Genomic DNA, 24,935 nt, shown 5'->3' with positions numbered 1-24,935 from the left:
GGGACAGGCCATCAAAAACCGGATCGCCCCCGAATGTGAGCGAAATGTCCGAGAGCTGTAATAAAGGTGCACGTGCCATATCCGCTGGCTACGGTGTGGGATGCGCGGCGTCAACCACCCCCCTTGGTTAAACTGCAAAAACGGGGTAGCACAGCAGAAATAAACTTGAGGGGATCAACCGATGTTTGACGATTTTTGCTCTGCCAATTTACATGTGATCCCGCATCAACGCACTGGCGAGAACGCTGCCGATACAGTGATCAGCCCGGATGACTTTGCCAATGCGCGGGTCGAGATTAGCGCGTGGCAGGGCTATGCCCCCACCCCGCTACACGCGTTGCCTGAATTGGCAGCGGTATTGCAATTGGCCGCTATGCATTACAAGGACGAGGGGCAGCGGTTCGGGCTGGGCAGTTTCAAGGCACTTGGTGCGGCCTATGCGGCCTGTCGTGTGTTGCAACAACAGATCAGCCAGATGCGCGGCCATCCGGTGACGCTCGCCGATATCCGCACGCGGAAATACGCGCGCGATGCCGCAACAATAACGCTGGTCACGGCCACGGACGGCAATCACGGGCGATCACTTGCTTGGGGCGCACAACGGTTCGGCGCCCCTTGCCATATCTATATCCACAGCCAAGTCAGCCAGAACCGCGCCGATGCAATGGCCGATTTTGGCGCGCAAATTATCCGCATTGATGGCGATTATGATGCCTCGGTCCGGATTGCCCGCGATGAAGCGGCGGCACAGGGATGGTTTGTTGTTTCGGACACCTCGTGGGCCGGATACACCGAACCGCCCCGCGACGTGATGGCCGGATACGGTATGCTGATCCACGAGGCCAATCAGGCGCTGGACAGCGCGCCAACCCATGTATTTGTTCAGGGCGGCGTTGGCGGGATTGCGGCGGCGGTTGGGGCGGGGATGCGCCAACGTTGGGGGGCGCAATGCCCGCATATCGTTGTGGTCGAACCAGATCGCGCGGCCTGCCTATTTGCCAGTGCCCGCAATGGGGCAATCACCAACGTCGACATCCAGACCGAAACCATGATGGCCGGATTGTCCTGTGGTGAGCCATCACCACTGGCCTGGGACATCCTGCGCCAAGAAGCATCGGCATTCACCACTGTTCCCGACGATTTCGTTGCCCCCGCAATGCGCCTTCTTGGTGCCCCTTTGGGGAATGATCCCGCCATTACGGCTGGCGAATCTGCGGTTGCCGGATTAGCGGCGTTGATTGCCGCCAGCGCAGATATAGGACATCGTGAAACCTTGGGCCTTGATAACAACGCCCGCGTTTTGCTGATCGGAACCGAAGGCGCAACTGACCCCGATATTTATCGTAAAATCCTCGCGGGTTAGCCCGCCACTGCCCGTAGCAGGCGTTTGCGGGTTTCGGGAATCGCGGCGGTTTCCACCCCGACAAACACATGCAGCGTGTTCATATCGCGGTCCACCACCGCGTGGTCCGACACCCAGCCGCCCATCGCCAGATAGGTGCGCAACAGCGGCGGAATAACCCGCAGCGCCTTATGCGACAGGGTGGCATCGTCGAAGATGACAACATCCTGCGCCTTGACCAACGGGCGCCATTGATCCGGCGCAAGATGCCGCGCCTTTAGCAGTGAAAACGCATCGCTATACGCTGCCCCGTCACAACCCGCAAAGGACGAGCAGCCAAACAGCATCGTTACCCCTTGCCCATCTACAACACGCGTCATCATCGCCCAAGCGACACGCACGATTTCAGGGTCACTGTGATCGGGGTGAACACAAAACCGCCCCAGCTCCAACATCGGCCCTTTGAAGTTTTGCAAAGCCGTCAAATCGTAAAACTGCGCCGAATAGCTCTGCCCGATGTCCACCCCCATCATTTGCATCAACCGGTAACTGGCCACCAGTTTTCCAGTGGTTATTTCCTCGATCAGAACATGATCGCAGCGCGCATCAAAGGTATCGCATTCCAGCCCTGTTATAGCATCGGCAAAAGCCAGCTTGCGCAGCGATTGCGAGGCCAAAATATCCGCATCGCCATCGGCAAAACGTGCGCGGTAACGGCCCCTTTCAAGGATCAGCATGGTCAACCTCTTGTGATAGGCCAAACAGGGGACTTGCCCTTTGGCCGACTACCCCTAAATATGGGTCACAGACGCGAAACACACAACCCCAGATCGGGCCCAGACGGGGCCCAGAACAGGATTACATCATGGTAAAAATCACCAAAACCGATGAAGAATGGCGCGCCCAATTGTCTGATCTTGCTTATAAAGTGACGCGCAAGCACGGCACCGAGCGTTCACATAGCCATGATGAATTCCCCAAACAGGCAGGCATGTTCCATTGCATTTGCTGTGATGCACCGCTGTTTGATCAGGAGACAAAGTTTGAATCGGGCACTGGCTGGCCCAGCTTTTTTCAGCCCACAACACCCGATGCGATTGGCGAATCCGACGACCGCAAGCTGTTCTTGAAGCGTGTCGAGGTGCATTGCGCCACCTGTGCTGCACATTTGGGGCATGTGTTTCCCGATGGGCCGGAACCAACAGGTTTGCGCTATTGCCTGAACGGTGTGGCGCTGCGGTTTGAAGGCAAAGAATAAGAGATTCTATGCCTGCGACGCGGATATTTATGGAACGAAAATGGGGTTAGGCTGATGCCTTTTCCACCTTCACCGCTGAAAACTTGAACTCGGGGATTTTGCCATATGGGTCCAGCGCCGGATTGGTCAGGATGTTGGCAGCTGCCTCGACAAAGGCAAAGGGCAAAAACACCATATCCTCGGCCACGGAACGGTCCGCACGGGCCATGATTGTGACCGCGCCGCGCCGCGTGGTCAGGGTCAGCATTTCACCTGCCTTCACCCCCATCTCGCGCAATGTGCGGGGATGCAGCGAACAGTTCGCTTCGGGCTCCAACCCGTCCAGCACCTTTGAGCGCCGTGTCATTGATCCCGTGTGCCAATGTTCCAACTGCCGACCTGTGGTCAGGATCATCGGGTAATCCTCATCCGGCACCTCGTCAGGCGCAATCAGGCTGGCGGGGGTGAAACGGGCGCGGTTATCGTCGCGCGGGAAGCCATCACCAAACACAATCGCCTGACCCGGATCGGTTGGGGAAAGCGACGGGTAGGTCACCGCATTCACCGCCTCTAACCGCTCCCAAGTGATATTATCAAGGCTGTTCATGTTCAGCTTCATTTCTGCGAATACTTCGCGCGGATGGGTATAGGTCCAGTCCAGCCCCAAACGGCGCGCCAGCTCGACCTCGATCCACCAATCTTCGCGCGAGTCCCCTGGTGGGGCAATCGCGGCGCGGCCCATTTGCACCTGACGGTTGGTGTTGGTGACGGTGCCGTTCTTTTCAGCAAAGGCCGAGGCCGGCAGGATCACATCGGCGTAATTGGCGGTTTCAGTGACGAAAATATCCTGCACTACAAGGTGATCCAGTTTGGCCAGCGCCTGACGGGCGTGGGTCACATCTGGGTCCGACATGGCGGGATTTTCACCAAGGATATACATACCCTTGATTTGACCCGCATGGACCGCGTCCAGAATTTCAGTCACCGTCAGCCCCTTTTCATTACTGAAATCACCGGACTTCCAGACCTCGGTAAAGGCGCTGCGCACTCCGTCATCGGTAACGGATTGATAATCCGGCAAAAACATCGGCACCAGCCCTGCGTCCGAGGCCCCTTGCACATTATTTTGCCCCCGCAGCGGGTGCAGCCCCGTACCGGGTTTACCTATATTCCCAGTCATCAAAGCCAGCGAGATCAGGCAGCGCGAATTATCGGTGCCGTGGATGTGTTGGCTGATGCCCATGCCCCAAAAGATCAGGCCCGCAGATCCGCACGCAAAGGTGCGGGCGGCGGCGCGGATATCCTCGGCTGAAATGCCGCAAATACCGCTCATGGCTTCGGGGGTAAAATCGGCTAGGTGCGATTTTTCAGCCTCCCAGTTTTCGGTGAATTTGGCGATGTAGGCATCGTCTTGCAGCCCCTCCTCGACGATCACATGCATCATTGCATTCAGCAGCGAGACATCCGCACCGGGCCGGAACTGTAGCATATGGGTGGCGTGACGTTTCAGAGCTTGGCCGCGTGGGTCCATCACAATCAGCTTGCCGCCGCGTTTGGTGAATTGCTTAAAGAACGTGGCGGCGACGGGATGGTTTTCGATCGGATTACAGCCGATCACGATGGCCACATCGGCGTTTTCGATTTCATTGAAAGTAGCGGTGACAGCCCCTGACCCCACGTTTTCGATCAGCGCCGTCACGGAAGAGGCGTGGCACAACCGCGTGCAGTGATCGACGTTGTTATGACCAAAGCCCTGACGGATCAGTTTCTGGAACAGATAGGCCTCTTCATTGGTGCATTTGGCTGACCCGAAACCAGCCACAGCCTCGCCACCATGGCTGTCACGCAGATGGGCCAAGCCATTGGCGGCAGCGTCCAGCGCTTCATCCCATGTAGCCTCGCGGAAATGGGTCAACGGGTTTGCGGGGTTCACATTCAGCCCCTTGGCGGGGGCATCCTCGCGGCGGATCAGCGGCTTGGTGATGCGGTGGTCGTGGTGGATGTAGTCAAAGCCAAAGCGCCCTTTTACGCACAAACGCCCCTCGTTCGCGGGGCCATCCAGCCCCTCGACATATTTAACCTGCCCGTCCTTGATTTTCAGCGAAATCTGGCAACCGACACCGCAGAACGGGCAGACGCTGGCGACTTCGCTGTCATAATCGGCACTGTCGCCATGCTGATAACTGTCCAGCACTGTGGCGGGCATCAACGCGCCTGTTGGACAGGCCTGCACGCATTCGCCGCAGGCCACGCAGGTGCTGTCGCCCATCGGGTCATTCATATCAAACACCGGATAGGCATCATGGCCGCGCCCCGCCATGCCAATCACATCATTGACCTGCACCTCGCGGCAGGCCCGCACACACAGGTTGCACTGGATGCAGGCGTCAAGGTTGACCCGCATGGCAACGTGGCTGTCATCGAGCAGCGGGATGCGGGGGACTTCAAGTTTCGGCAAGCGGCTGTCTGACACGTTTTCAAGCGCTGCCATATCCCAGAAATGCGAGGATTTATCGTGCGCGATGTCCTGCGCTGGCTGATCGGTGACCAGCATTTCAATCACCATCTTGCGGGCAGTTTTGGCGCGGGCGGAATCGGTGGTCACCACCATGCCATCGGTCGGGGTGCGGATACAGGAGGCGGCCAAGGTGCGCTCGCCCTCGATTTCAACCATGCAGGCGCGGCAGTTGCCGTCAGGTCGGTAACCCTTGGCGGGCTTGTGACACAGATGCGGGATGATTAGCCCGCGTCCGTTGGCAACTTCCCAAATGCTTTCGCCATCTTGGGCCGTGACCTGTTCGCCGTTCAGCGTGAATGTAATCGGATCGGTCATCAGGACACCTCGTCTTTGAAATGTTTCATCGTCAAGCGGATCGCATTGGGGGCCGCCTGCCCCAGCCCGCAGATCGAGGCGTCTGCCATCGCAGTGCAGATTTCCTCGAGCAGCGGTTGATCCCAGACCTCGGCCTGCATCAGCTTCACCGCCTTCTCGCACCCCACACGACAAGGCGTGCATTGGCCACAGCTTTCATCCTCGAAGAACCGCAGCATATTTAGGGCGGCGGCCCGTGCGCTATCGTGATCAGAAAGAACCACCACGGCAGCGGACCCAATAAAGGTGCCATGCGACTGCAAGGTGTCAAAATCCAGCGGGATATCGTCCATACTGGCGGGCAGCAGGCCCGAGGATGGGCCGCCGGGCTGATATGCCATGAAACTGTGGCCGTCGCGCATGCCGCCTGCGGCTGCGATGATGTCGGTGATGGTGGAGCCAGCGGGCAACAGATGCACGCCTGCGTTTTTCACCCGTCCCGAAACCGAATAGCTCCGCAAGCCCTTGCGGCCGTTGTGCTCGACGCTATTCAAGACCTCAGGCCCCTCACGGCAGACCCGCGCGACCCAGTGCAGGGTTTCGACATTATGAACCAAGGTTGGTTGGCCAAACAGGCCCACTTCGGCCACAAACGGCGGGCGGTGACGCGGCATACCGCGCTTGCCCTCGATGCTTTCAATCATCGCGCTTTCTTCGCCACAGATGTAGGCACCGGCACCACGGCGCAGCTCGATGACCCCCTCATCGACAACACCTTCGGCCTCTAACATACTGATTTCGCGTTTTAATATCTCGATCACGGCAGGGTATTCATCACGCATGTAGATATAGCAGCGTTCCGCCTCAACCGCCCATGCGGCGATCAGCATACCCTCAAGCATCAGATGGGGGTTTCGTTCCAGATAATAACGGTCCTTGAAGGTGCCAGGCTCGCCCTCGTCGCCGTTCACCGCCAGATAACGCGGGCCAGCATTGCCCCTCACAAAGCCCCATTTGGTGCCGGATGGAAAGCCCGCCCCGCCAAGACCACGCAGGCCAGAGGCGAGAATTTTCTCTTGCACATCTTCCCAATTGCCTGCATCGCGCAACTGTTTTAGCGCGGTGTAGCCGCCAGCCGCAACATAAGCCGCGTAATCCTCGTATTTAGGCACATGCGCATGGGTGTCCCCCGCTGCAATCGCCGCGTTGACCTTATTGAGCGTGGCGTGATCAATGTGATGATGACCCAATTCCAGCACAGGTGCCGTATCGCAGCGACCCATGCAGGGCGCACGCAGAACGCGGACTTCGCTGGCATCCATCCCGTCCTTAAGGGCGGCCATTAACTGCTGAGCGCCGGCCATTTCGCAAGACAGACTGTCGCAAACACGGATAGTCAAGGCGGGTGGCGGGGTCTCGTCCTCTTTCACCACATCAAAATGGGCGTAGAAACTAGCGACCTCGTAGACCTCGGCCATAGAAAGGCGCATTTCTTCGGCCAGAGCGTGAAGGTGGGCAGCGGATAAATGCCCGTAGGCGTCCTGTAGGGCATGCAGGTTTTCGATCAGCATATCGCGCGCCATTTGACTGGGGGCGATCAGCGAACGGACATCGTTTTGAGCATTATCATCCAGCTGGCGGCCTTTTGGCGTATGCCGCCCCTTGCCGCGTCCCGATTTCCAGACGCCGTTTTGTTCGTCTTTCGCCATGTTCTTTGCCCCAACGCGTTTATTCAAGAGCGAGTGTCTGCCCCATTCCGTGTTAATTCAAGAATTAGTTACACGTATTCTGGTCAACGGCAAAAGTGATCCGCGACATTGGTGCATACATTGGCGACACAGCATGCATTCATTTAAGATTGATGTGCTTGCGGCGCTGGTATTACGAGCGGTTTGCATTGAACCAAAAAATAAGCATCGGAATTCGCCTGCTCTTGGGGCAAATTCCGATTCCGGTTAATGCAAATTGCTCTTAGGCAAGAAGAACGAGGAAGGTATGCCTCTATTCCTTTACCTTAGGGCAGCCTCGATATTGCCGCCGTCCACCGTCATCACATGCGCCGTGGTGCGTTCCGCCAGCGCCAGCGCCACAAAGGCATCGGCGACATGGCGGGCCTCGACCTCGCGGCGGATCAGGTTACCAGCCATATAGGTGCCCTCGTCAATGCCGCGCGCCTTTGCGCGTTCCTTGATGAATTCATCATCCAGCAGGCCGGAACGGATGCGGTCGGCATTAATGCCGTTGACCCGCACGCCCATTGGCCCAAGTTCCAGCGCCAGTTGACGCAGCAAGAAGAAGGTGGCGGCCTTTGGCAGGCCGTATGCGCCAAAGCCCTTGCCCGGGTTCACTGCCTGTTTTGAGACGTTATAGAGCAGTTGGCCGCCACGGTTCTGGACCTCGAATACCTGTGCGGCGGCTTTGGAAAATGTCTGGTGCGCAAAGAAGTTAAGATCGAAACTTTTGCGCAACAGCGCATCATCCAGCCCGATCATTTCGCCGGTCCATGCGGCACCAGCGTTAGAGACCAAAATATCCAGCCCGCCAAACCGCGCGGTGCAGGCGCTGACCGCCCTGCCCGCCGCCCCGTCTGCGGTGATATCGAGCGCGATACCATCGTGATCAGGACCAAGAGCGGTGAGTGCTTTTTCAAGCGCCTCCTCGCCCAGATCAACCAGAAAGATGTTGGCCCCAAGATCGGCAAAGGCCTGTGCCGTGGCCAGCCCGATAGCCCCACCACCGCCTGTCACCATCACAACGTGCCCTGCAAAGCGGGGATAATTGCGGCTGGGCAGCTTGGCCTGTTCCAGTGACCAGTATTCCATATCAAACAGGTCTTTCTCGCCAACAGGATGGAAACCGCCGCAATCCTCACCATTGCTCATCGCGGCGATGTTTTGTTCCGCCAGATCGGCAGCAATGCGGGCCTCGGTGGCGTTTGCGCCCATGCCAATAATGCCGACGCCTTCAACCCATGCCACATCAGGCACGGGGTTCAACAAGGTTTTTCCGCCGCCAACGCGGGTGTTGTTGCGAATAAAATAGTCAGTGTAATCAGTGATGTAGGCATCGATCGTCGCCGCAATCGCATCCTTGCCACCCGCCAAGGTCTGGGCATTCAGCACTAGCGGAAAATTCTTGGTGCGGATCACATGATCTGGGGTTGCTACACCGCGTTTGGCCAGTTCCTCAACATCGGGACGGGCAAAAAACTCCTGCACGTTTTCCCCTGCCCGCAGGTCCATCACCGGCATGGCGGCATCACGGTTGCCAAGAAATTGCGCACGACGCTCGCCCAGAATGCCGCGCAAAACCGGCATCAGGTCAATCGCTTTGGCCTCCATCGCTAGATCAGCCGGACCAGATAGCTTTAACCCCTTACCGCTTTTACGCTCGAGCCAATCAGTGACCATGTTCACATGGGTGATCATCAGATCATATGCCGTCTTGGCATCGCCCGCGAAGGTGAAATGCCCGTGATTGAGCAACAGCAATCCTTCGACATCGGGATTGGCCTCATAGACCCCGGCCGCCGCCTTGCCCAAGGCAAAACCAGGCATGTGAAACGGCACGACTGCCACCTTGCCGCCAAAGATTTCCTGCACCACCTCGGCGGCATTGGGCAGGTCGGCAATAGCCAGCATCGCGGTGGCGTGGGTGTGGTTGATAAAGGCGTGTGGCAGGTAGGCATGTAGCAGGACTTCAACGGACGGGTTCGGCCCGCTGGTGTCCAGCATATTGGCACGCACGGTGTTGACCATATCCTCGTCGCTTAACCCATCCAGCGCGCGCAGGGCCAGCAATGGCTCCAGCCGCACTGCGGGCATTCCGGCGGCGTCAATCATCGCCAAATCCTGACCGCTGCCCTTGATATGCAGCACTGCAATGTCCGCACCAAACAAATCCTTGCGAGTGACCTTGCAGGATGTATTGCCCCCACCATGCTGCACCAGCGCCATATCCGCACCCAGCAATCGCGAGGCATAGCCCTGTATCGCCAAGGCCATATCCGCCGGATCATTCCCCGCCTCTGCCACCAGATTTTTCGACTCGTTTTCATCCCAACGGTTTGCAACCATGACGCACCTATGTAATTTGAATATTCCACACAGCCACGCGAACGGGCCATGTTTGACAATTGGTTTTGACAATTGTCAGCATACGGTGTCAAATATAAAAAAGGAAGCGGAATGGCAACAGTAACACGCAGAAGACCATCGGGACAAGTTTCGGGCGAAAGCATCGTCATCGAAGCGGCATGGCTGTATTACCATGACGGGTTGAACCAGACCGACATCGCGGCGCACCTCGGCGTGTCACGGGCCACGGTGGTGAATTACCTGCAAGAGGCCAAAGAACGCGGGTTTATCCGGATCAGTCTAGCCCCCAAAGCATTCACTACCCACCGGCTGGCACAGGAAATACGCGAGAAATTCGGCCTGAGTGCAGCCTATGTGGTGCCCGACGGCACTGGCAACGAAGAAGACGCCCTGTTGCGGGTGGCGCGCGGGGCCGCCGAATGGTTGCCCAGCCTGTTGGAAACCGGTGACCGTTTGGGCGTATCGTGGGGGCGCACTGTTTACGAGGTGGCGGAGGCGATGGCACAAACCCAAACCGAAAACATCACGGTGTCGCAACTGGTGGGGTCAATGGCCACGCCATACGGGTTCACCGCTGAAATATGTTCGGCGCATCTGGCACAACGGCTGGGGGCCAAGGTGATCAACCTGCACGCGCCCGCGGTTTTGAGTGATCCGGATTTGGCCGCACGCCTGCGGGCCGAACCCATAATACGAGATCAAATAGACGCCCTAAGTCACTGCAACAAAGCGATATTTGCGGCTGGATCGGTTGATCACAGCAGTCACATCGTAGGCAGCGGGGTGGCCAGTCATGCCGATCTGGACTGGTATATCAGCCAAGGTGCCGCCGGCGTTCTGTGCGGCCGGTTCATTGATGCGGCTGGCCGTTTCATCCCTGGTGATCTGGACGACCGGATGATCGGGGTTGAGCTGGACAAACTGCTGGGGCTGGATATAGGCCTGCTGGTGTCTGTGGGGACGGATAAGGTGCGCCCGATGCTGGCCGCGATTGCCGGTGGCTATGTTACCCATGTGGTCACCAGCGTGGAAACCGCCAAGGGCATGCTGGAGGCAAGCCATTAAGCATCCCACACAAGTCGGCCCCATCCAAGATATCGTCACTTTTTTACCAATTATCAGGGCGGGGCCAACTCCGTGAGTGGCGCCTCTTTAATTCAATCTATCACCCTGTCAGGAAACAGCGCCGCCAACCCTTCGGGCGAGGCTTCGCACACGCCGCGTTCGGTGATCAATCCGGTGATCAGGCGCCGAGGGGTGACGTCAAACGCCGGATTACCGCCGGGGGTTCCGTCGGGGCTGATTTGCACCTCGCCTATGGTGCCATCCGCCAGCTTGCCCTGAACGTGGGTGACTTCTGTATCTGTGCGCTCCTCGATCGGGATCTCAGTGACGCCATCCTTAACGGTCCAGTCGATGGTTGGCGAGGGCAGCGCCACATAGAACGGCACATTATTGTCATGCGCCGCCAGCGCTTTCAAATAGGTGCCGATCTTGTTGCACACGTCGCCATGTGCCGTGGTGCGGTCGGTGCCGACGATGCACAGATCGACTTGGCCGTGCTGCATCAAATGGCCGCCTGCGTTGTCGACAATCAGGTGATGCGGGATGTCGTGGCTGTTCATTTCCCAACTGGTCAGCAACGCGCCCTGATTGCGCGGACGGGTTTCATCGACCCAGACGTGGATCGGAATGCCCGCCTGATCGGCGTGATACATCGGTGATGTCGCCGTGCCCCAATCCACCGTGGCCAGCCATCCGGCATTACAGTGGGTCAGGATGTTGATCACCTCGCCAGGTTTTTTCCTGGCGGCGATTTCTTTAATTATGTCAAGACCATGAAGGCCGATCTGACGGTTACATTCCACGTCTTCATCCGCAATCACATGCGCCCGCGCCATCGCTGCCGCCGCGCGCTCACCTACTGGCAGCGGTTGCAAAATCGCGTTCATATCGTCCAGCGCCCACCGCAGATTAATCGCAGTCGGACGGGTTTCATGCAGAATGTCCCATGTTTCGGACAACGAAGCATCAGACGGATCCAGCGCCATTTGAACGGCCACGCCATAAGCTGCCGTCGCCCCGATCAACGGCGCGCCGCGCACCCACATATCGCGGATCGCCGCCACGAAATCATCGCGCGTTTTCAGGTCGACCACGCGGAATTCATGCGGCAGCCAACGCTGGTCGATGATCTGCACTTGTCCGCTGTCATGATCGAACCAGATGGAACGGTAATGTTTATCGCCAACTTTCATATCCTGTCCTTTTGTCCAATCATCCGCGCCTGTGAAATCACGCTATTCATATCTGCAAAATCCGCCCTATTAACCGCCAATGAGCGGCCCAATCGCAAGCCCCTGCCCTCGCAATCGGCCCGCATGTCCTCATCCTCGATCATGTCGTTTTCCGCGATATGGGCGAGGCTCAGGGTGCGGCGGATTATTTCAACTCCGGCAAACCCCAGCGTATCCTGAAAAATGTGGTTCAGGCGGCTGGCAAGCGCCTGTTCCGAGGCAAGGTTATCGCCCTGATCTTCAAACAATGTGTGCTGATGCAAGATGCCGGTGCGTTCGGTGCGCCAGAGGCGGGAAAATTCATCACAGAACCCTGACCAGATGTTGCTGACCACGCCCAGTATCCAGTCCTGATACGCGACCCGTGCGCCGACCTTCTCCGAATGGCCAGGTTGGGCGTAATAAGCCATAAAAAAGTTGGCCAGCAACATGCCCACATCAAACCCCATCGGCCCGTAAGTGGCGAACTCGGGATCGATCACCATGGTTTCGGTGTCGGTCACCATAATGCTGCCGGTGTGCAGGTCGCCATGCAGCATGGTTTCGGCGTTATTGACGAATTTCGACTTCATATCTTGGGCTGCAACCTTCAGATCAATATCGGCCCGTAATCGCGCCACAATATCATCCAGCCCAGACGTGTGGTGGTTCAGTTCCGCATCGAAATACGGATCGGAAAATACCAGATTTTCGGTGATGTCGCACAGCTCGCCATTACCGGCGAACAACGCCAGATCGGCCTTTTTGCGCATCGGGTCCATCGACAGATCGGAGCCACGGAACATGGTTTGGGCGGTGTATTTGCCCATCACATCGGCCAAACCTTCATGTTTGACACCCGCCATCAGCGATTGGCGCAGGATGATGTGGGGTTGCAAAAACTCCATCACGATCATCGCTTGTTCTTCATCAAAATGATAAATTTCCGGCACAGTTCCGGGAGCACGTTCGGCCTGCCGGATCAGGGCGTGATATTCAAAGAACGCGCGTTTCAGCGGCAAGGGCCAGCTGTCGCCAACCAGACGCACATAGGGCAGCGCCTGCTTGACGATCACCGCCCCTTTCTGGCTTTTGACGATGAACACAAGGTTCAGGTTGCCATCCCCTACCTCGTCAGCGACCCACGCGGCTGTATCAGTACCCAACAGATCTGTAACGGCTTTAACGTTACGCAGCCGCGCAGGGATCGTTTCAACGGTTAGCGGTTCATATTTGGCGCTTTGATCTGACACGGTGCCCTCCATCATCATTCTGTGTCCGTCATCTGCCTTAACATTCCTTATGTAATAGTCATTTGTCAATGATGATTGACATTTGCTATTATCCCCATAGGATTGACGTCTATGGGGGACGATTGGCAATGCCAAAGGCAGCTGTTGAAATTCAGGGACTGACCAAAGCGTTCGGCACCAACTATGTGCTGCGCGGCATTGACCTTGAGTTATACTCTGGCGAAGTCACCGTATTGATGGGGGCCAATGGCGCAGGCAAATCCACATTGGTCAAGGTGATCTGCGGCGTTCATCCGGCCGATAACGGCACCCTGAAGATGTTTGGCGAGGTGATACGCCCCGCCACCCCATCCGAGGCGATCAGCAAAGGCATCGTCACTGTGCACCAAAACATCAACGACGGGGTGATCCCCGATCTGGATGTGGCCTCGAACCTGATGCTGGACACTTTGGCGGAACCCGGCAGCGGGTTTTTCCTGAAACGCCGTGAAATTCGGGCAAAGGCCCGCAAACTGGCTGCATCAATGGGATTGAACGTGGACGTCACCCAACCCGTCAGTGAATTGGCGCTGGCCGACCGCCAACTGGTGGCGATTGCCCGCGCAATGGCGCATGAACCCAAGCTGATGATATTGGACGAACCCACGTCGTCGCTCTCCGCCACCGAAGCCGCCCGCCTGTTCACCCTGCTGGACCGGCTGCGCGATGCAGGCGTGGCAATCCTCTATATCTCGCACCGAACCAGCGACATTCATCGCATAGCTGATCGAATTGTCAGCATGCGCGATGGTGAAATCGTCGGACGGTTTGACGAAAAACCACTGGATTACGAGGCCGCCGTGAATGCGATGCTGGGTCATAAGATGGTCGATACCGCGCTAGATTACAAAGACGCCGGTGCGCCGGTGCTGGAATTGAAAGACGTGCAAATCCGCGCGGGATCGCCGAAAATATCGCTGACCATCAACACCGACGAAGTTGTCGCCATTACCGGCCTTGTCGGGTCGGGCAAATCCGAACTGGCGGCGATTTTATACGGGCTACGCAAACCCGCAGGTGGTTCGTTAACCCTGAAGGGGGCGCCCTATGCGCCGAAATCCCCCGGCCACGCGATTGAATCAGGTGTGTTCATGTGCGCCAAGGATCGCGGCACCAACGGGGTGTTGCAGGACCATAACCTGACCAAAAACATCTCGGCCCCGTTTTTGGCGCGGTTTTCCACCCTGTCCTTTGTCAACCGCACTGCCGAGGCGCGCGGCGCACGCGATACAATCAAGGATCTGAACATCATTTGCCAGTCTGAACACGACGATATCGGCACACTGTCAGGCGGCAACCAGCAAAAGGTGGTGATAGGTCGCTGGCTTAGCCAGCCGTCGGATGTGTTGATACTGGACGAGCCATTTCAGGGCGTCGACATCAAGGCGCGGCGCGATATTGGCACCAAAATTCGCGAAACCGCCAAAGGGCGGGCTACTATCGTGATGGCATCCGAAATGGACGAGGTGATGGAAATCGCCGACCGGATCATCGTTTTGGCCGACCGCGAAATCGTCGGTGAACATCGCAACCTTGATCTGGATATCAAACAGGTGGTGGCGCAGGTCGCCGGCCTGAACGGAAATAACAAAGAAACCAGAGTGGACGGATAGACCATAATGCAGGACAACGCGACAAATATCAAAGACATGGCCCCGAAGAAGACATTCGTGGACTATGCCATCCGTTACGGATTTTTGACGCTGCTGGCGGGCCTGCTGCTGTATTTCTCGATTGCCGCCGAGGGGTTCTTAAGCCCCTATAGCGCTGTGTTTATCTTCCAATCAGTAGCAATCACTGGCATTCTGGCGCTGGGGGTGACGTTCACGCTGGTGGTTGACGGGTTTGACCTGTCGATCGGTTCTACCGCCACGTCCGCCTTGATGCTATCGGCCTACGTCATGGTGGTGCTGGAGATGGGCGCCGTTGCCGCGGTCGTAGCTTGTCTGGTGATGGGCGCGTTGATCGGGCTGGTCAACGGGCTGTTGATCGTCAAAATGAAGGTACCGGACTTGTTGGCCACTTTGGGCATGATGTTCCTGCTGATCGGCTTGCAACGCATCCCGACCGAAGGCCGTTCCATCGCAACCGGTATGAAACTGCCCGGGGGAGAAACTGCAAACGGCACATTCGCACCTGAATTCCTGTGGCTGGGCCGCCACCGTTTTGATTTCTTCATTGATAACCTGATCCCTGTGTCGGTGGTCATTCTGGTGATCGTCGCGATCCTGTGCTGGGTATTTCTAGAACTGACACGCCATGGCCGCCTGATGTATGCCATCGGATCAAACCAGCGCGCTGCTGCATTGGCGGGCACCAATGTGAACCGCTATAAAGTCATCGCCTATATGATTTCCGGCGTGCTGGCCTCGGTCGGGGGCATTTTGTTGGCAGCGCGTTTGGGGCGGGGCGATATTGCATCGGGCAATAACCTGCTGCTGGATTCTGTCGCCGCCGCCCTGATCGGGTTCGCCGTGCTGGGGGTTGCCAAACCAAACGCCTTTGGCACCGCCATCGGTGCGCTGTTTGTCGGCATCCTGCTGCAAGGGCTGACGATGATGAACGCGCCCTACTACACCCAGGATTTCGTTAAGGGGGCCGTGCTTGTGATTGCCCTCGTCTTTACCTTCGTGCTGACGGGTCGGCGCGGGGGCTCTAACCATTAAACTAAACTGAACCACTAAAGGGAGAACTAACATGAAATTATCTAGACGTATTGTTCTGGGAATGGCTGGCGGGATTGCTGCTCTAGCAACCGGCTTTGCCTCCTCTTCCATGGCGGGCGAAATGCCTGCCCCGTTTGATAACGCAGGCGATGTGAAAATCGCACTGGTGCGTTATTTGTCTACTGGCGACTTTTTTCAGGCATACCTGTCTGGCGTTGAAACCCAAGCCGCCGCTATCGGCGTTGATCTGCGGGTATTTGACAGCCGTCAGGACGCCGCACTTCAGGCCGATATGGTTGATCAAGCCATCGCGCTGGGTGTGGACGGGATCATCATTCAGCACGGCCTGACCGAATCCATGCAAGAGGCCGCACAGCGGGCGATTGACGCGGGGATCAAGGTTGTGGCGTTTGACGTGAACGTTGAAAACGATGCCATCCCGCAGGTTGAACAATCTGACTATCTGCTGGGCAAACTGGCGCTGGAACAGGCCGTTGCCGATAATGGCGACACTTGGAAAGCGGGTTATGTTTACGTGGCTGGTATTGCGCCGCTGGATCGCCGTGATGTCGCATGGCAAGATATCAAAGCCGCCCATCCGGGCATCGAGGAAGTGGCGATGTTTGGCACGTTGGACAATCCGATTGCCAATTCGGTTGCCAATCAGGCGCGTTCGGTTCTGCAAGCAAACCCTGAGATCACCGTGATGTTCGCGCCCTATGACGAATTTGCCAAAGGCGTGAAAATTGCTGTGGACGAGGCAGGCATGACCGATCAGATTGATATCTATTCAGCCGACGTTTCCACCGCCGACATTTCCGCAATGCGCGAAGCTGGCAGTGCTTGGGCCGCAACTGTGGCCACCAACCCCGCTGTGGTTGGCGAAGTTTCTGTGCGCGCGCTGGCGATGCTGCTGGCTGGCGAAGATCCGGGTCACAACGTTGTGGTGCCGCCTACCCTGATCACGCAAAAATTCCTGAATGACAACGACATCACCAACATGGAAACCCTGAGCAAAAGCATGCCTCAGTTTGCCCATGCTGACGTTGCCGTTCCTGCATGGATGCCCCTGCCCCCACGCTAGAATCTAAGGCATTTGAAAAACACGGGGGTTGCGAGGAAAATGCTCGCGACCCCTTTTTAAGGAGATATGGATATGCTGCACGGGATTGACGCCCGCATGACACCCGATTTGATGACCTGCCTGATGCAAATGGGGCATGGGGACGAACTGGTTGTGGTTGACGCCAATTTCCCCGCCGCATCCACCGCTGCCAGCACCATTTGGGGCGAGGTAATCCACCTGCCCGCAATGATGCTGCCCGAGGCGATTGGCCTGATCACCGCGCTGATGCCTTTGGACGGGTTCACCGAAAATTGTGCATGGCGTATGCAGGTTGACGATGCGCCCGATGAAATGGGGGATGTTCACCATCAAGCGTTCGAGGTTCTGACCGCCGCCAAACCTGACGGTGCTAATCTAGGCAGTATCGAGCGACAAGATTTTTATGCGCGCGCCAATAACGCATTTGCGGTGGTTGCCACATCCGAACAACGGCCCTATGGCTGCTTTATCCTGCGCAAAGGCGTGGTGTTTTAGGAAGTGTTTTAGGAACCTGATGATGAGCATTGATGATCTGAAATCCCGAGCCCGCGGCATCAGCCTTGGTATGTTTGCCGCTGATCTGGGCAATCTGCGCCGTGCGGCGCAAAACGTGGCGGAATGGGGCTGTAAAACCTTACATTTCGACGTGATGGACGGGGTGTTTGTGCCGCAAATGATCGGTGGTCCGGGCTTCGTTGCCGCGATGGACGTTGGTATGCTGCGCGACGTGCATTTGATGGTGCAGAACCCCGCCGACCATGTAGAAAGCTACCTCAAGGCCGGCGCTGACATGATCACGGTCCATACTGAATCTGACGGCGCGGCTGCGGCGATTGAGGCCATCAAAGCCGCAAAAGGCACCGTTCTGGCAGGCCTTGCCCTGATGCCCGGCACCACACTTAAAGACGCCGCCCCCCTGCTGGCGCTCAACCCCGATATGATCCTTGTGCTGTCGCTCGACCCGCGCGGCACCCCGCCCGACATTACCGCCGCTTGTGCGCGTCTAAAAGAACTACGCACCCTTGCGCCGGATGCTGTGCTCGTCTTTGACGGTGGCGTTACCAAAGAAACAATTACCGAAATCGCCGCCTGCACCCCCGATATGGTGGTCAGCGGCAGCGCCGTACTGGGCGCGAAAAAACCCAAACGTGCCTATACCGCGATGGTCAAGGCACTGGAAACAACGAACACTTAAACCCCAAAGACAGGAAATATCATGGCAGATCTAGACGACATCAAAGACGGCAAAGACTTTGGGCTGAACACCCCGCAAGACAAACAAGGTTTCTTCCTGAAAGGCGGTGCCAATTACGACTGGGGCATCAAGAACAAGATGAGCCGGATTTTCAACCCCGTGTCGGGCCGCACCGTAATGCTGGCCTTTGATCATGGCTATTTTCAGGGGCCGACCAAGGGTCTGGAGCGGATTGATCTGAACATCCTGCCGCTGGCCGAACATGCGGATGTTTTGATGTGCACCCGCGGCATCCTGCGCTCGGTGATCCCGCCGACCGTGACCAAACCGATCGTGATGCGGGCCTCGGGTGGCAACTCGATCCTGTCGGAACTGTCGAACGAAACCATCGCCGTTGATATCGACGACGCGGTGCGCATGGGCGTTTGCGCGATGGCGGCACAGGTCTATATCGGCGCCGAGTTCGAGCATAAATCCATCACCAATGTGATCAAACTGATAGACAGCGGCATGAAGGTCGGCATCCCGACACTGGCCGTGACCGGCGTTGGAAAAGACATGGCCCGCGACGCGCGCTACTTCGGGCTGGCCACGCGTATTGCCGCTGAAATCGGCTCGCATTACGTCAAAAGCTACTTCATCGAGGAAGGGTTCGAGAAGGTTGTCGCAGGCTGCCCCGTGCCCATTGTGATCGCTGGCGGTAAAAAACTGCCGGAACTGGAAGCGCTCGACATGGCGTTCCGCGCGGTTGATCAGGGTGCGGCGGGCGTCGACATGGGGCGCAACATCTTCCAGTCGGACGCGCCGATTGCGATGATCAAGGCGGTGTCCAAAGTGGTGCATGAACTGATGCCAGCGAAAGAGGCATTCGAGATGTATAACGATCTGAAATCCGAAGGCTAAACCATCACAAAGCGGGCGGTTTCGGCCTTGCCCAACCGCCCGCTTTCCCCGCCTCCCTATCCACGCTATGAACGTCCCGCACATACACAGACGAGGGCGCCATGATAAAACACACCATCCTTGTTACCAGCCTGCTCCTCTCGGGCACCACATTCGCACAATCATCCGGCGAAGTTGATCTGGTGAAATCCGTCCTCAACCAGTTGCAGGATGTGTCGTTTCGCAAAAACCGCGAATATTGCGGCTATATTGGATATGACGAAAAAGGCATGCTGTTTGCCTCGAATGCCAGACGCGGACGGCATGACAGCTGCCTTGGCAAAGCCCCCGACAACATGGATGTCATCGCATCATATCATACCCACGGATCATATGATCCAGGTGCCCGCGCCGAATTACCATCAGTCGCCGACATGGACGGGGACGAAGAAGAAGGAATAGACGGCTACATCTCAACCCCAGGCGGGAGGCTGAGGTATAGCGACAGTCAGGATATGGAAGTCAGCCAGATATGCGGGATCGGCTGCCTGAAACAGGATCCGGAATTCATAGCAGGGGGAGATGGCAAAATCCACGCGTCCTATAGCTATGAGGAATTGCAGAAAATCGAAGCCGAAAAAACATGGTAAGTGGCGGACAGACAGTCCGACATTAAATTTCACTAACCATCTGCAAACAGTATATTATTTTACAATGTATAATTGACATACCACACTTCATACCACGACCTGCAAATAAATCCACCCTACCATCGCCAAATCTATACCTATTCAATTCCCAACGTATTAAAGAACACTCTGTTTCGCATACCGTGAGCGCCCCAACCAAGCCGCGAAACGCTTGCAGGCGCGCAGATGACTGCTCTGGATTTCAAAACCAAAGACGCCGCCGCCATTCTGGCCTTTGCTGTGCCCCTGCTCGCGGTGGCGGCGGGCTTTCAACTGGTGGACACATTGCAGGTGCTCGGCAGGTGCTCGCCGCGGGGCAGTTGCGTGGCCTAAAAGACACCCGTGTGCCGATGCAATTTGCACTGTTTTCTTACTGGGGCATCGGCATTCCGGCTGCTTACTTGCTGTCACAATATACCAGCCTCGCGGCTATCGGCATCTGGCTGGGCCTTGCCATTGGCCTAACGGTGGCCAGCCTACTGGGCATGGGGCGCTATGTGGCGCGGGCACGGCTGGGGCTGGTTTAACAGAAAGCTCTTTACGCACGCTTAACGAATTGTTAATTTAATACAATCATCGTCTGCATTTCACATTTCGCATACAAGCATGTAATAAATTCAGGAGCCTACTACATGAAATTAACACAGTTACTACTCGCGGGCACTATGCTTGCATCTTCTGCCGTTACCGCCTACGCCCAATCGGCTTGGGATGGTGCCTATGCCGGCCTGCTTTATTCAAATACGTCAGGAACCATGAACTATAGCACCCCTGCGGAGCTTCCCATTGAGGGGGATGGCTACGGCCTGTTCGGGGGCTATAATTTTTCGGCTGGCAATTTTATATACGGGGCCGAGCTGGTATATCAGGACCTTTCAAACGTTGCCGAAGTGACCAGCCCGACCTATCATTTAGGCGACACGATTGACCTTAAGGCGCGGCTTGGCTTTAGCGCCGGAGATGCCCTGATTTATGGCGTCGCCGGGTGGACACAATCTATGCACGATATTGGCGGTGATATCGAATATCCGAGCGGCATAGTTTACGGGGCGGGCATAGATTACCGCGTCGGAAGCCAGTTTTTTGTCGGGTTGGAGTATCTTGTGCGCGATATTTCCGGCCCAACCGGCCCAGCTTATTACGAAACCAACTTTTCATTAAATACGATTTCGGTGCGGGCCGGTATGACCTTCTGAAACGGTATTCAGGCTAGGGAAAGGCCGCGCAAATTCGCTTGCGCGGCCTTTGTTATTAAAACGCCAGCGCTTTGGCCTGCTTCACCTGCGGCAAGCTGCCAATGGTTTTGAGCGTGGCCGCATCAAACGGGGCATCCACGCCCACCAGCGCAATCGCCTCGCCGTCTTTCACCACACGGCCCAAAGCAAAGCCCCTGACGGATCAACCACCAAATAAAATCCGTTGCAATCACCATGACGCCCTGCGCCAAGTGTCCGAACAAGGTTCTTTGTCAGTTTGCCGCTATGATAGGCCATCCAAAATACCACATTCTATACCACGCAATGAATAGAAACCAATATAATCGAATAGGAATGGAAAGCAACAATGAATGCAAATAAGCCATATAAAACAGTGCTATAAGCAACTGAACTGTATTGAATGCAAATGAGTGAAAGTGGTGGCTGGCGGACAGACAGGGATTCGAACCCTGGAGACGGTCTCCCGCCTACACACTTTCCAGGCGTGCGCCTTCGACCACTCGGCCACCTGTCCGTAAGCGGCGTTTTAGCCTGACAACACCCGCATATGCAAGGGCATAAACTAACTTTCCAGATGCAGGTATACCCGCCGGTTTTGCACACCTTTGTTTTGCACCTTGCCGATCCGCACCGGACCGATTTCACCGGTGTGGGCAACATGCGTGCCGCCGCAGGGTTGCAGGTCAATCTGCGCATCCCCAACCCCGATCCCGATCAAGCGCACCCGCCCCGTGCCTTTGGGCGGTTGCACCGACAAGGTTTTGACCAGTGACGGGTTGGCGGCCAGTTCCTCGTCGGTGATCCAGCCCTCGGTCACCGGTAAATCCTGCGCAATCAAATCATTCAGGCGCACCGTTAACGCATCCTTGTCTGCCAAGGCCTCGGGCATGTCAAAATCCAGCCGCCCCTTGTCAGCTCCGATTGATCCGCCGGTGACCGGCAGCGGGATCACCACTGACAGCAGGTGCAGCGCCGTGTGGACCCGCATATGACGGTGGCGCCGGTCCCAGTCCAGCACTTGCACCACTTGCGATCCTACCGGTGGCAGCGGGGCGGGCTCAGCGGGCAACAGCACGATTTGGTCGCCCTCGCCCTTGATCGTGGTGGCAATCAGCATGCTGCGGTCGTCCCACGCCAAACTGCCGCTATCGCCGGACTGCCCACCGCCCGTGGCGTAAAAGATAGTCTGATCCAGCACCACGCCGCCCTCGGGCGTGTGGGCCGTTACAGTGGCCACACTCTCACGCAAATAAGGTTCGCTGCGAAATAACAGATCGGTCATTTGGGGCTGCCTTTCTTCGGGGCGCGTGTCTTCGGGGTGCGAGGTGGTTTGACTGGCGCGGGTTGCAACACTTCTGGGTTGCGCAACCAGACATCCCGCTGGGCAAACGGTATTTCGATACCTTCCTCGGCAAAAATACGGGCGATTTCATGGTTCATGTCGGATTTAACAGACAGTTTCCAGTTCACATCCCGTAGGATCGCTCGGATTTCAAAGTCCAGAGAATCCGCTCCAAACCCTTGGAAAATCACCCCGGGGTTGGCCAGAACCATCGGGTGCGCCTCGGCAATATTGCGCAAAATTTCCTCGACCCGTTTTGTATCGGTGCCGTAAGCCACGCCAACCGGCACGATCACCCGCCCAACCGAATTGCCGCGCGTCCAGTTGGTGACAACACCAGATACAAGGTCCGAGTTGGGCACAATCACGTCGGTTCGGTCAAAGGTCTCGATGCGGGTTGAACGCACAGATATATCGCGCACATAGCCCATCTGACCGCCAACCTCGATCCAGTCGCCCTCGGATATCGGGCGTTCAATCAGTAGGATGATGCCCGAAACAAAGTTCGATACAATGTTTTGCAGACCAAACCCGATGCCTACCGACAGCGCACCAGCGACAATCGCCAGCGATGACAAATCAATCCCCGCACTGGAAATCGCCACCACAGCGGCAAGGAAAATCCCGATATATCCAACGCCCGACACAATCGCGTTGCGCCCGCCCACATCCATCTTGGTTTTAGGCAAAACCGTGGTGCGCAGGGTGCCCTGTATCAGGCGGGTTAGCATGTAGCCAATGCCAAATATTACCGCAAAGGTCAGAAAATCCGATGGCGATATCCGCGCATCCCCGAGCGAGAAGCCCTCCTTGAATCGCGCCCAGACTTCAAACAAATCCGTTGTTCGCGCCCCCCAGATCAGGGCAAAGAACGGCACCGACGACAGCACCACAACAAAGCTGATCAACACCGGGATCAACGCCTCGCGGGCGCGTTCCTCGCTACCGATCACCAGCGCGTATATTTCCGAAATCATTCGTTGCAGGATAAACAGGAAGGCAAGCAGGCCTAACGACATTGCCGTTGGGAATACAATAGCAAGGGCGGCTTCCAAATAACCGACGAGAGCAAGGGTTGGACCAACAAATGCCAGCACCAGAACGATGCGGCTCAGGTAAAATACAATCCGGTTTTTATAGCTGCGCTCTTCGCCTTCGACCTGTTCGTTTTTCACATGCAGCCGCATCAACCGCGCAAGGCGCAACAGTGTATATCCAGCCAGCACCAGAACCGGTGCAGTCGCAACCGAGAGTGCTTCGATACTCCAGTTGTCGAACCGGCCAACAACCCGGATGAACGTATTTAGCCCTAAAAGCAGCCCTAGTGTTGCACTAAAAAATCGCCCCTTTTGCCGTTGCGGTGGCATCAGGTTTAGCGGCGGAATGACATGTTCGCTTTTGGGAAATATGCGCGCACCCAGCCATCGCGCCACCAAAAAGACAACCCCAAGCGCGACAAAAGCCGACAACGCGATGTCACCCCGCACCCCGATCAGCTCGGTGGCATATATGGCCTCGACCAACAGAAGGAGGCCAACCAACGGCAATGCCACCTGCGCAAGCGATAACAAAAACGCCATGATCCAGCGCCCAGCATTGCGTTGTTTGGCTTGCACCGCAAAAGTCAGGCGCTCCATCCAGTGACGTCCGCGCAACAGTAAAACAAACGCGATCAGCAACAAAACCGCAATGACCGGCAGGTTTTCCTTTAGCAATACCTGTTGAGACGGGCTGCCCCACGCGGTCAGCAACTCTTTGTTAACATTACGGGCCGACGAATAGATCGCATCCAGCCCCCCTTTCCAAAGTGCCGGATTTAGCGGCGATGGCCCGCGCTCCAGCAGGGCATCGGTTTGGCGGGCGCGGATAATCTCGTCGACACCGCGGATCAGACCGTCAGCACGGCTATAGGCCACTTCAGCTGTTTTGGCGGGGGCGCGCAGCTGCGCCATCCGCGTATCCATTTCGATGCGTTGTGCGGCTATTTCAGGGGCCTCTTCGCCGCCTTCCGGCTTTGGCCCCAACGCATCAATCTGCGCCTGAAGCGTCTGGATGCTGCCCTTGTTGGTGCTTTGCGCGGTCAGGAATTTTTCGCGCCATGTCACCAATTGGGTGCGCAACTCTTCCAATGCCGATGTCGAGGCCCGTCCAGCATCAATCGCCTCTTCTGCCCGTCGCGCGGTTTGTTCCCATGCCGACAGGGTGTTGACGATGGTTTTCTCGTAGCTGCCTGACTGACTGGTGCTGGAGCTGGAACTTGTTTCAGAACTTTGCGCATTCGCCTGAACCGCGCCAAAGGACACCGTGATCAGAACTAGTAGGCTGAATAGAAAGTTACGCATCAAGTTTCAAACACCTCGGGCATATCTGGGGTGGATTTATCCAGCCAGTCGGGCACCGGTAAATCCTTCTCGCGCAGAAATGCGGGGTTAAACAGTTTCGACTGATAGCGCGTGCCGTAATCGCACAGCATCGTCACAATGGTATGGCCCGGCCCCATTTCGCGCGCCATGCGGATCGCACCGGCAATATTGATGCCGCTTGATCCGCCCAGAACCAGCCCCTCGTACAGCACCAGATCAAAGATAATCGGCAAGGCTTCAGTGTCGGAAATGCGGTAGGCCATGTCGACCTCTAACCCCTCAAGGTTCTTGGTGATCCGAACCTGCCCGATCCCCTCGGCGATGGACCCACCCTCGGAGGCAAGTTCACCCGTGGTGTAATAGCTAAACAGCGCAGCGCCTTCAGGGTCGGCAATAGCGATTTTTACATCGCGCGATTTG

At 56.7% G+C, this 24,935-nt stretch carries 23 protein-coding genes and 1 tRNA gene; 13 read left to right on the top strand and 11 right to left on the bottom strand.

What is annotated here, in order from left to right:
* Positions 1-181: 181 nt before the first annotated feature.
* Positions 182-1,363 carry a diaminopropionate ammonia-lyase gene (locus tag ACWB12_RS01725; RefSeq protein ID WP_479528330.1) on the top strand — a complete coding sequence of 394 codons (1,182 nt, stop codon included), beginning with the start codon at positions 182-184 and terminating at the stop codon, positions 1,361-1,363.
* Here the strand turns inward: ACWB12_RS01725 and ACWB12_RS01720 are convergent.
* Complete coding sequence (locus tag ACWB12_RS01720) at positions 1,360-2,079, bottom strand: GNAT family N-acetyltransferase (protein ID WP_479528329.1); 720 nt, start codon at positions 2,077-2,079, stop codon at positions 1,360-1,362. The genes ACWB12_RS01725 and ACWB12_RS01720 overlap by 4 nt on opposite strands.
* Before the next feature lie 128 nt (positions 2,080-2,207).
* On the opposite strand from ACWB12_RS01720, the gene msrB reads away from it, so the two are divergent.
* A complete protein-coding gene (gene msrB, locus ACWB12_RS01715) occupies positions 2,208-2,600 on the top strand; it encodes a peptide-methionine (R)-S-oxide reductase MsrB (RefSeq protein WP_479528328.1) in 393 nt (130 codons plus the stop codon).
* A 46-nt stretch (positions 2,601-2,646) separates the two neighbouring features.
* Here msrB and fdhF read toward each other — a convergent pair whose 3' ends face one another.
* The 3 genes from fdhF to ACWB12_RS01700 form a co-directional block, all read right to left on the bottom strand.
* Entirely contained in the window at positions 2,647-5,412 is a 2,766-nt protein-coding gene (gene fdhF, locus ACWB12_RS01710; protein WP_479528327.1) for a formate dehydrogenase subunit alpha, read from the bottom strand.
* Positions 5,412-7,100 (bottom strand): NAD(P)H-dependent oxidoreductase subunit E, encoded by a 1,689-nt coding sequence (locus ACWB12_RS01705; protein WP_479528326.1) that lies wholly within the window; start codon positions 7,098-7,100, stop codon positions 5,412-5,414. Before ACWB12_RS01705 ends, fdhF begins: the two co-directional genes overlap by 1 nt.
* A 300-nt stretch (positions 7,101-7,400) precedes the next feature.
* Entirely contained in the window at positions 7,401-9,467 is a 2,067-nt protein-coding gene (locus ACWB12_RS01700) for a bifunctional aldolase/short-chain dehydrogenase (protein WP_479528325.1), read from the bottom strand.
* Between the two features lie 111 nt (positions 9,468-9,578).
* On the opposite strand from ACWB12_RS01700, the gene ACWB12_RS01695 reads away from it, so the two are divergent.
* Positions 9,579-10,553, top strand: a complete 975-nt coding sequence (locus ACWB12_RS01695; protein ID WP_479528324.1) for a sugar-binding transcriptional regulator — start codon at positions 9,579-9,581, stop codon at positions 10,551-10,553.
* Positions 10,554-10,645: 92 nt separating this feature from the next.
* Here ACWB12_RS01695 and mtnA read toward each other — a convergent pair whose 3' ends face one another.
* On the bottom strand, positions 10,646-11,746 hold the full coding sequence (gene mtnA / locus ACWB12_RS01690) for an S-methyl-5-thioribose-1-phosphate isomerase (protein WP_479528323.1): 1,101 nt from the start codon (positions 11,744-11,746) through the stop codon (positions 10,646-10,648).
* Positions 11,743-13,017 carry an S-methyl-5-thioribose kinase gene (mtnK, locus tag ACWB12_RS01685; RefSeq protein WP_479528322.1) on the bottom strand — a complete coding sequence of 425 codons (1,275 nt, stop codon included), beginning with the start codon at positions 13,015-13,017 and terminating at the stop codon, positions 11,743-11,745. The genes mtnA and mtnK overlap by 4 nt, the downstream gene beginning before the upstream one ends.
* 128 nt (positions 13,018-13,145) lie before the next feature.
* Here mtnK and ACWB12_RS01680 point away from each other — a divergent pair, with 128 nt between their 5' ends.
* The 10 genes from ACWB12_RS01680 (at position 13,146) to ACWB12_RS01635 (ending at position 20,789) form a co-directional block, all read left to right on the top strand.
* Positions 13,146-14,669: a sugar ABC transporter ATP-binding protein gene (locus ACWB12_RS01680; RefSeq protein ID WP_479528321.1), complete on the top strand. Its 1,524-nt coding sequence runs from the start codon at positions 13,146-13,148 to the stop codon at positions 14,667-14,669.
* Positions 14,670-14,675: 6 nt separating this feature from the next.
* A complete protein-coding gene (locus ACWB12_RS01675) occupies positions 14,676-15,722 on the top strand; it encodes an ABC transporter permease (RefSeq protein ID WP_479528320.1) in 1,047 nt (348 codons plus the stop codon).
* Between the two features lie 31 nt (positions 15,723-15,753).
* Positions 15,754-16,806 carry a substrate-binding domain-containing protein gene (locus ACWB12_RS01670; RefSeq protein WP_479528319.1) on the top strand — a complete coding sequence of 351 codons (1,053 nt, stop codon included), beginning with the start codon at positions 15,754-15,756 and terminating at the stop codon, positions 16,804-16,806.
* Positions 16,807-16,872: 66 nt separating this feature from the next.
* Complete coding sequence (locus ACWB12_RS01665; RefSeq protein WP_479528318.1) at positions 16,873-17,322, top strand: RbsD/FucU family protein; 450 nt, start codon at positions 16,873-16,875, stop codon at positions 17,320-17,322.
* 22 nt (positions 17,323-17,344) lie between these two features.
* Positions 17,345-18,022: a beta/alpha barrel domain-containing protein gene (locus ACWB12_RS01660; RefSeq protein WP_479528317.1), complete on the top strand. Its 678-nt coding sequence runs from the start codon at positions 17,345-17,347 to the stop codon at positions 18,020-18,022.
* Between the two features lie 21 nt (positions 18,023-18,043).
* A complete protein-coding gene (gene lsrF, locus ACWB12_RS01655) occupies positions 18,044-18,925 on the top strand; it encodes a 3-hydroxy-5-phosphonooxypentane-2,4-dione thiolase (RefSeq protein ID WP_479528316.1) in 882 nt (293 codons plus the stop codon).
* Between the two features lie 101 nt (positions 18,926-19,026).
* Entirely contained in the window at positions 19,027-19,554 is a 528-nt protein-coding gene (locus ACWB12_RS01650; protein WP_479528315.1) for a DUF4329 domain-containing protein, read from the top strand.
* Between the two features lie 225 nt (positions 19,555-19,779).
* Entirely contained in the window at positions 19,780-19,926 is a 147-nt protein-coding gene (locus ACWB12_RS01645; protein WP_479528314.1) for a hypothetical protein, read from the top strand.
* A complete protein-coding gene (locus ACWB12_RS01640; RefSeq protein ID WP_479528313.1) occupies positions 19,896-20,120 on the top strand; it encodes a hypothetical protein in 225 nt (74 codons plus the stop codon). The genes ACWB12_RS01645 and ACWB12_RS01640 overlap by 31 nt, the downstream gene beginning before the upstream one ends.
* Before the next feature lie 105 nt (positions 20,121-20,225).
* Positions 20,226-20,789, top strand: coding sequence for an outer membrane protein (locus ACWB12_RS01635; protein WP_479528312.1), 564 nt, complete (start codon positions 20,226-20,228; stop codon positions 20,787-20,789).
* Positions 20,790-20,844: 55 nt separating this feature from the next.
* On the opposite strand, the gene ACWB12_RS01630 is transcribed toward ACWB12_RS01635, so the two are convergent.
* From ACWB12_RS01630 to ACWB12_RS01610, 5 genes are all read right to left on the bottom strand, one after another.
* Positions 20,845-20,973, bottom strand: coding sequence for an ACT domain-containing protein (locus ACWB12_RS01630; RefSeq protein WP_479528311.1), 129 nt, complete (start codon positions 20,971-20,973; stop codon positions 20,845-20,847).
* A 261-nt stretch (positions 20,974-21,234) separates the two neighbouring features.
* Positions 21,235-21,324 (bottom strand) — tRNA-Ser (locus ACWB12_RS01625).
* A 48-nt stretch (positions 21,325-21,372) separates the two neighbouring features.
* Positions 21,373-22,092, bottom strand: coding sequence for an alanyl-tRNA editing protein (locus ACWB12_RS01620; protein WP_479528310.1), 720 nt, complete (start codon positions 22,090-22,092; stop codon positions 21,373-21,375).
* Positions 22,089-24,494, bottom strand: coding sequence for a DUF3772 domain-containing protein (locus tag ACWB12_RS01615; protein ID WP_479528309.1), 2,406 nt, complete (start codon positions 24,492-24,494; stop codon positions 22,089-22,091). The genes ACWB12_RS01620 and ACWB12_RS01615 overlap by 4 nt, the downstream gene beginning before the upstream one ends.
* Positions 24,494-24,935: pyridoxal-phosphate dependent enzyme (locus tag ACWB12_RS01610; protein WP_479528308.1), on the bottom strand; the 442-nt coding region annotated here is incomplete at its 5' end. The genes ACWB12_RS01615 and ACWB12_RS01610, both read right to left, overlap by 1 nt.

The organism is Profundibacter sp. (assembly GCF_056498605.1).
This window is presented reverse-complemented; position numbering and strand designations above follow the sequence as displayed.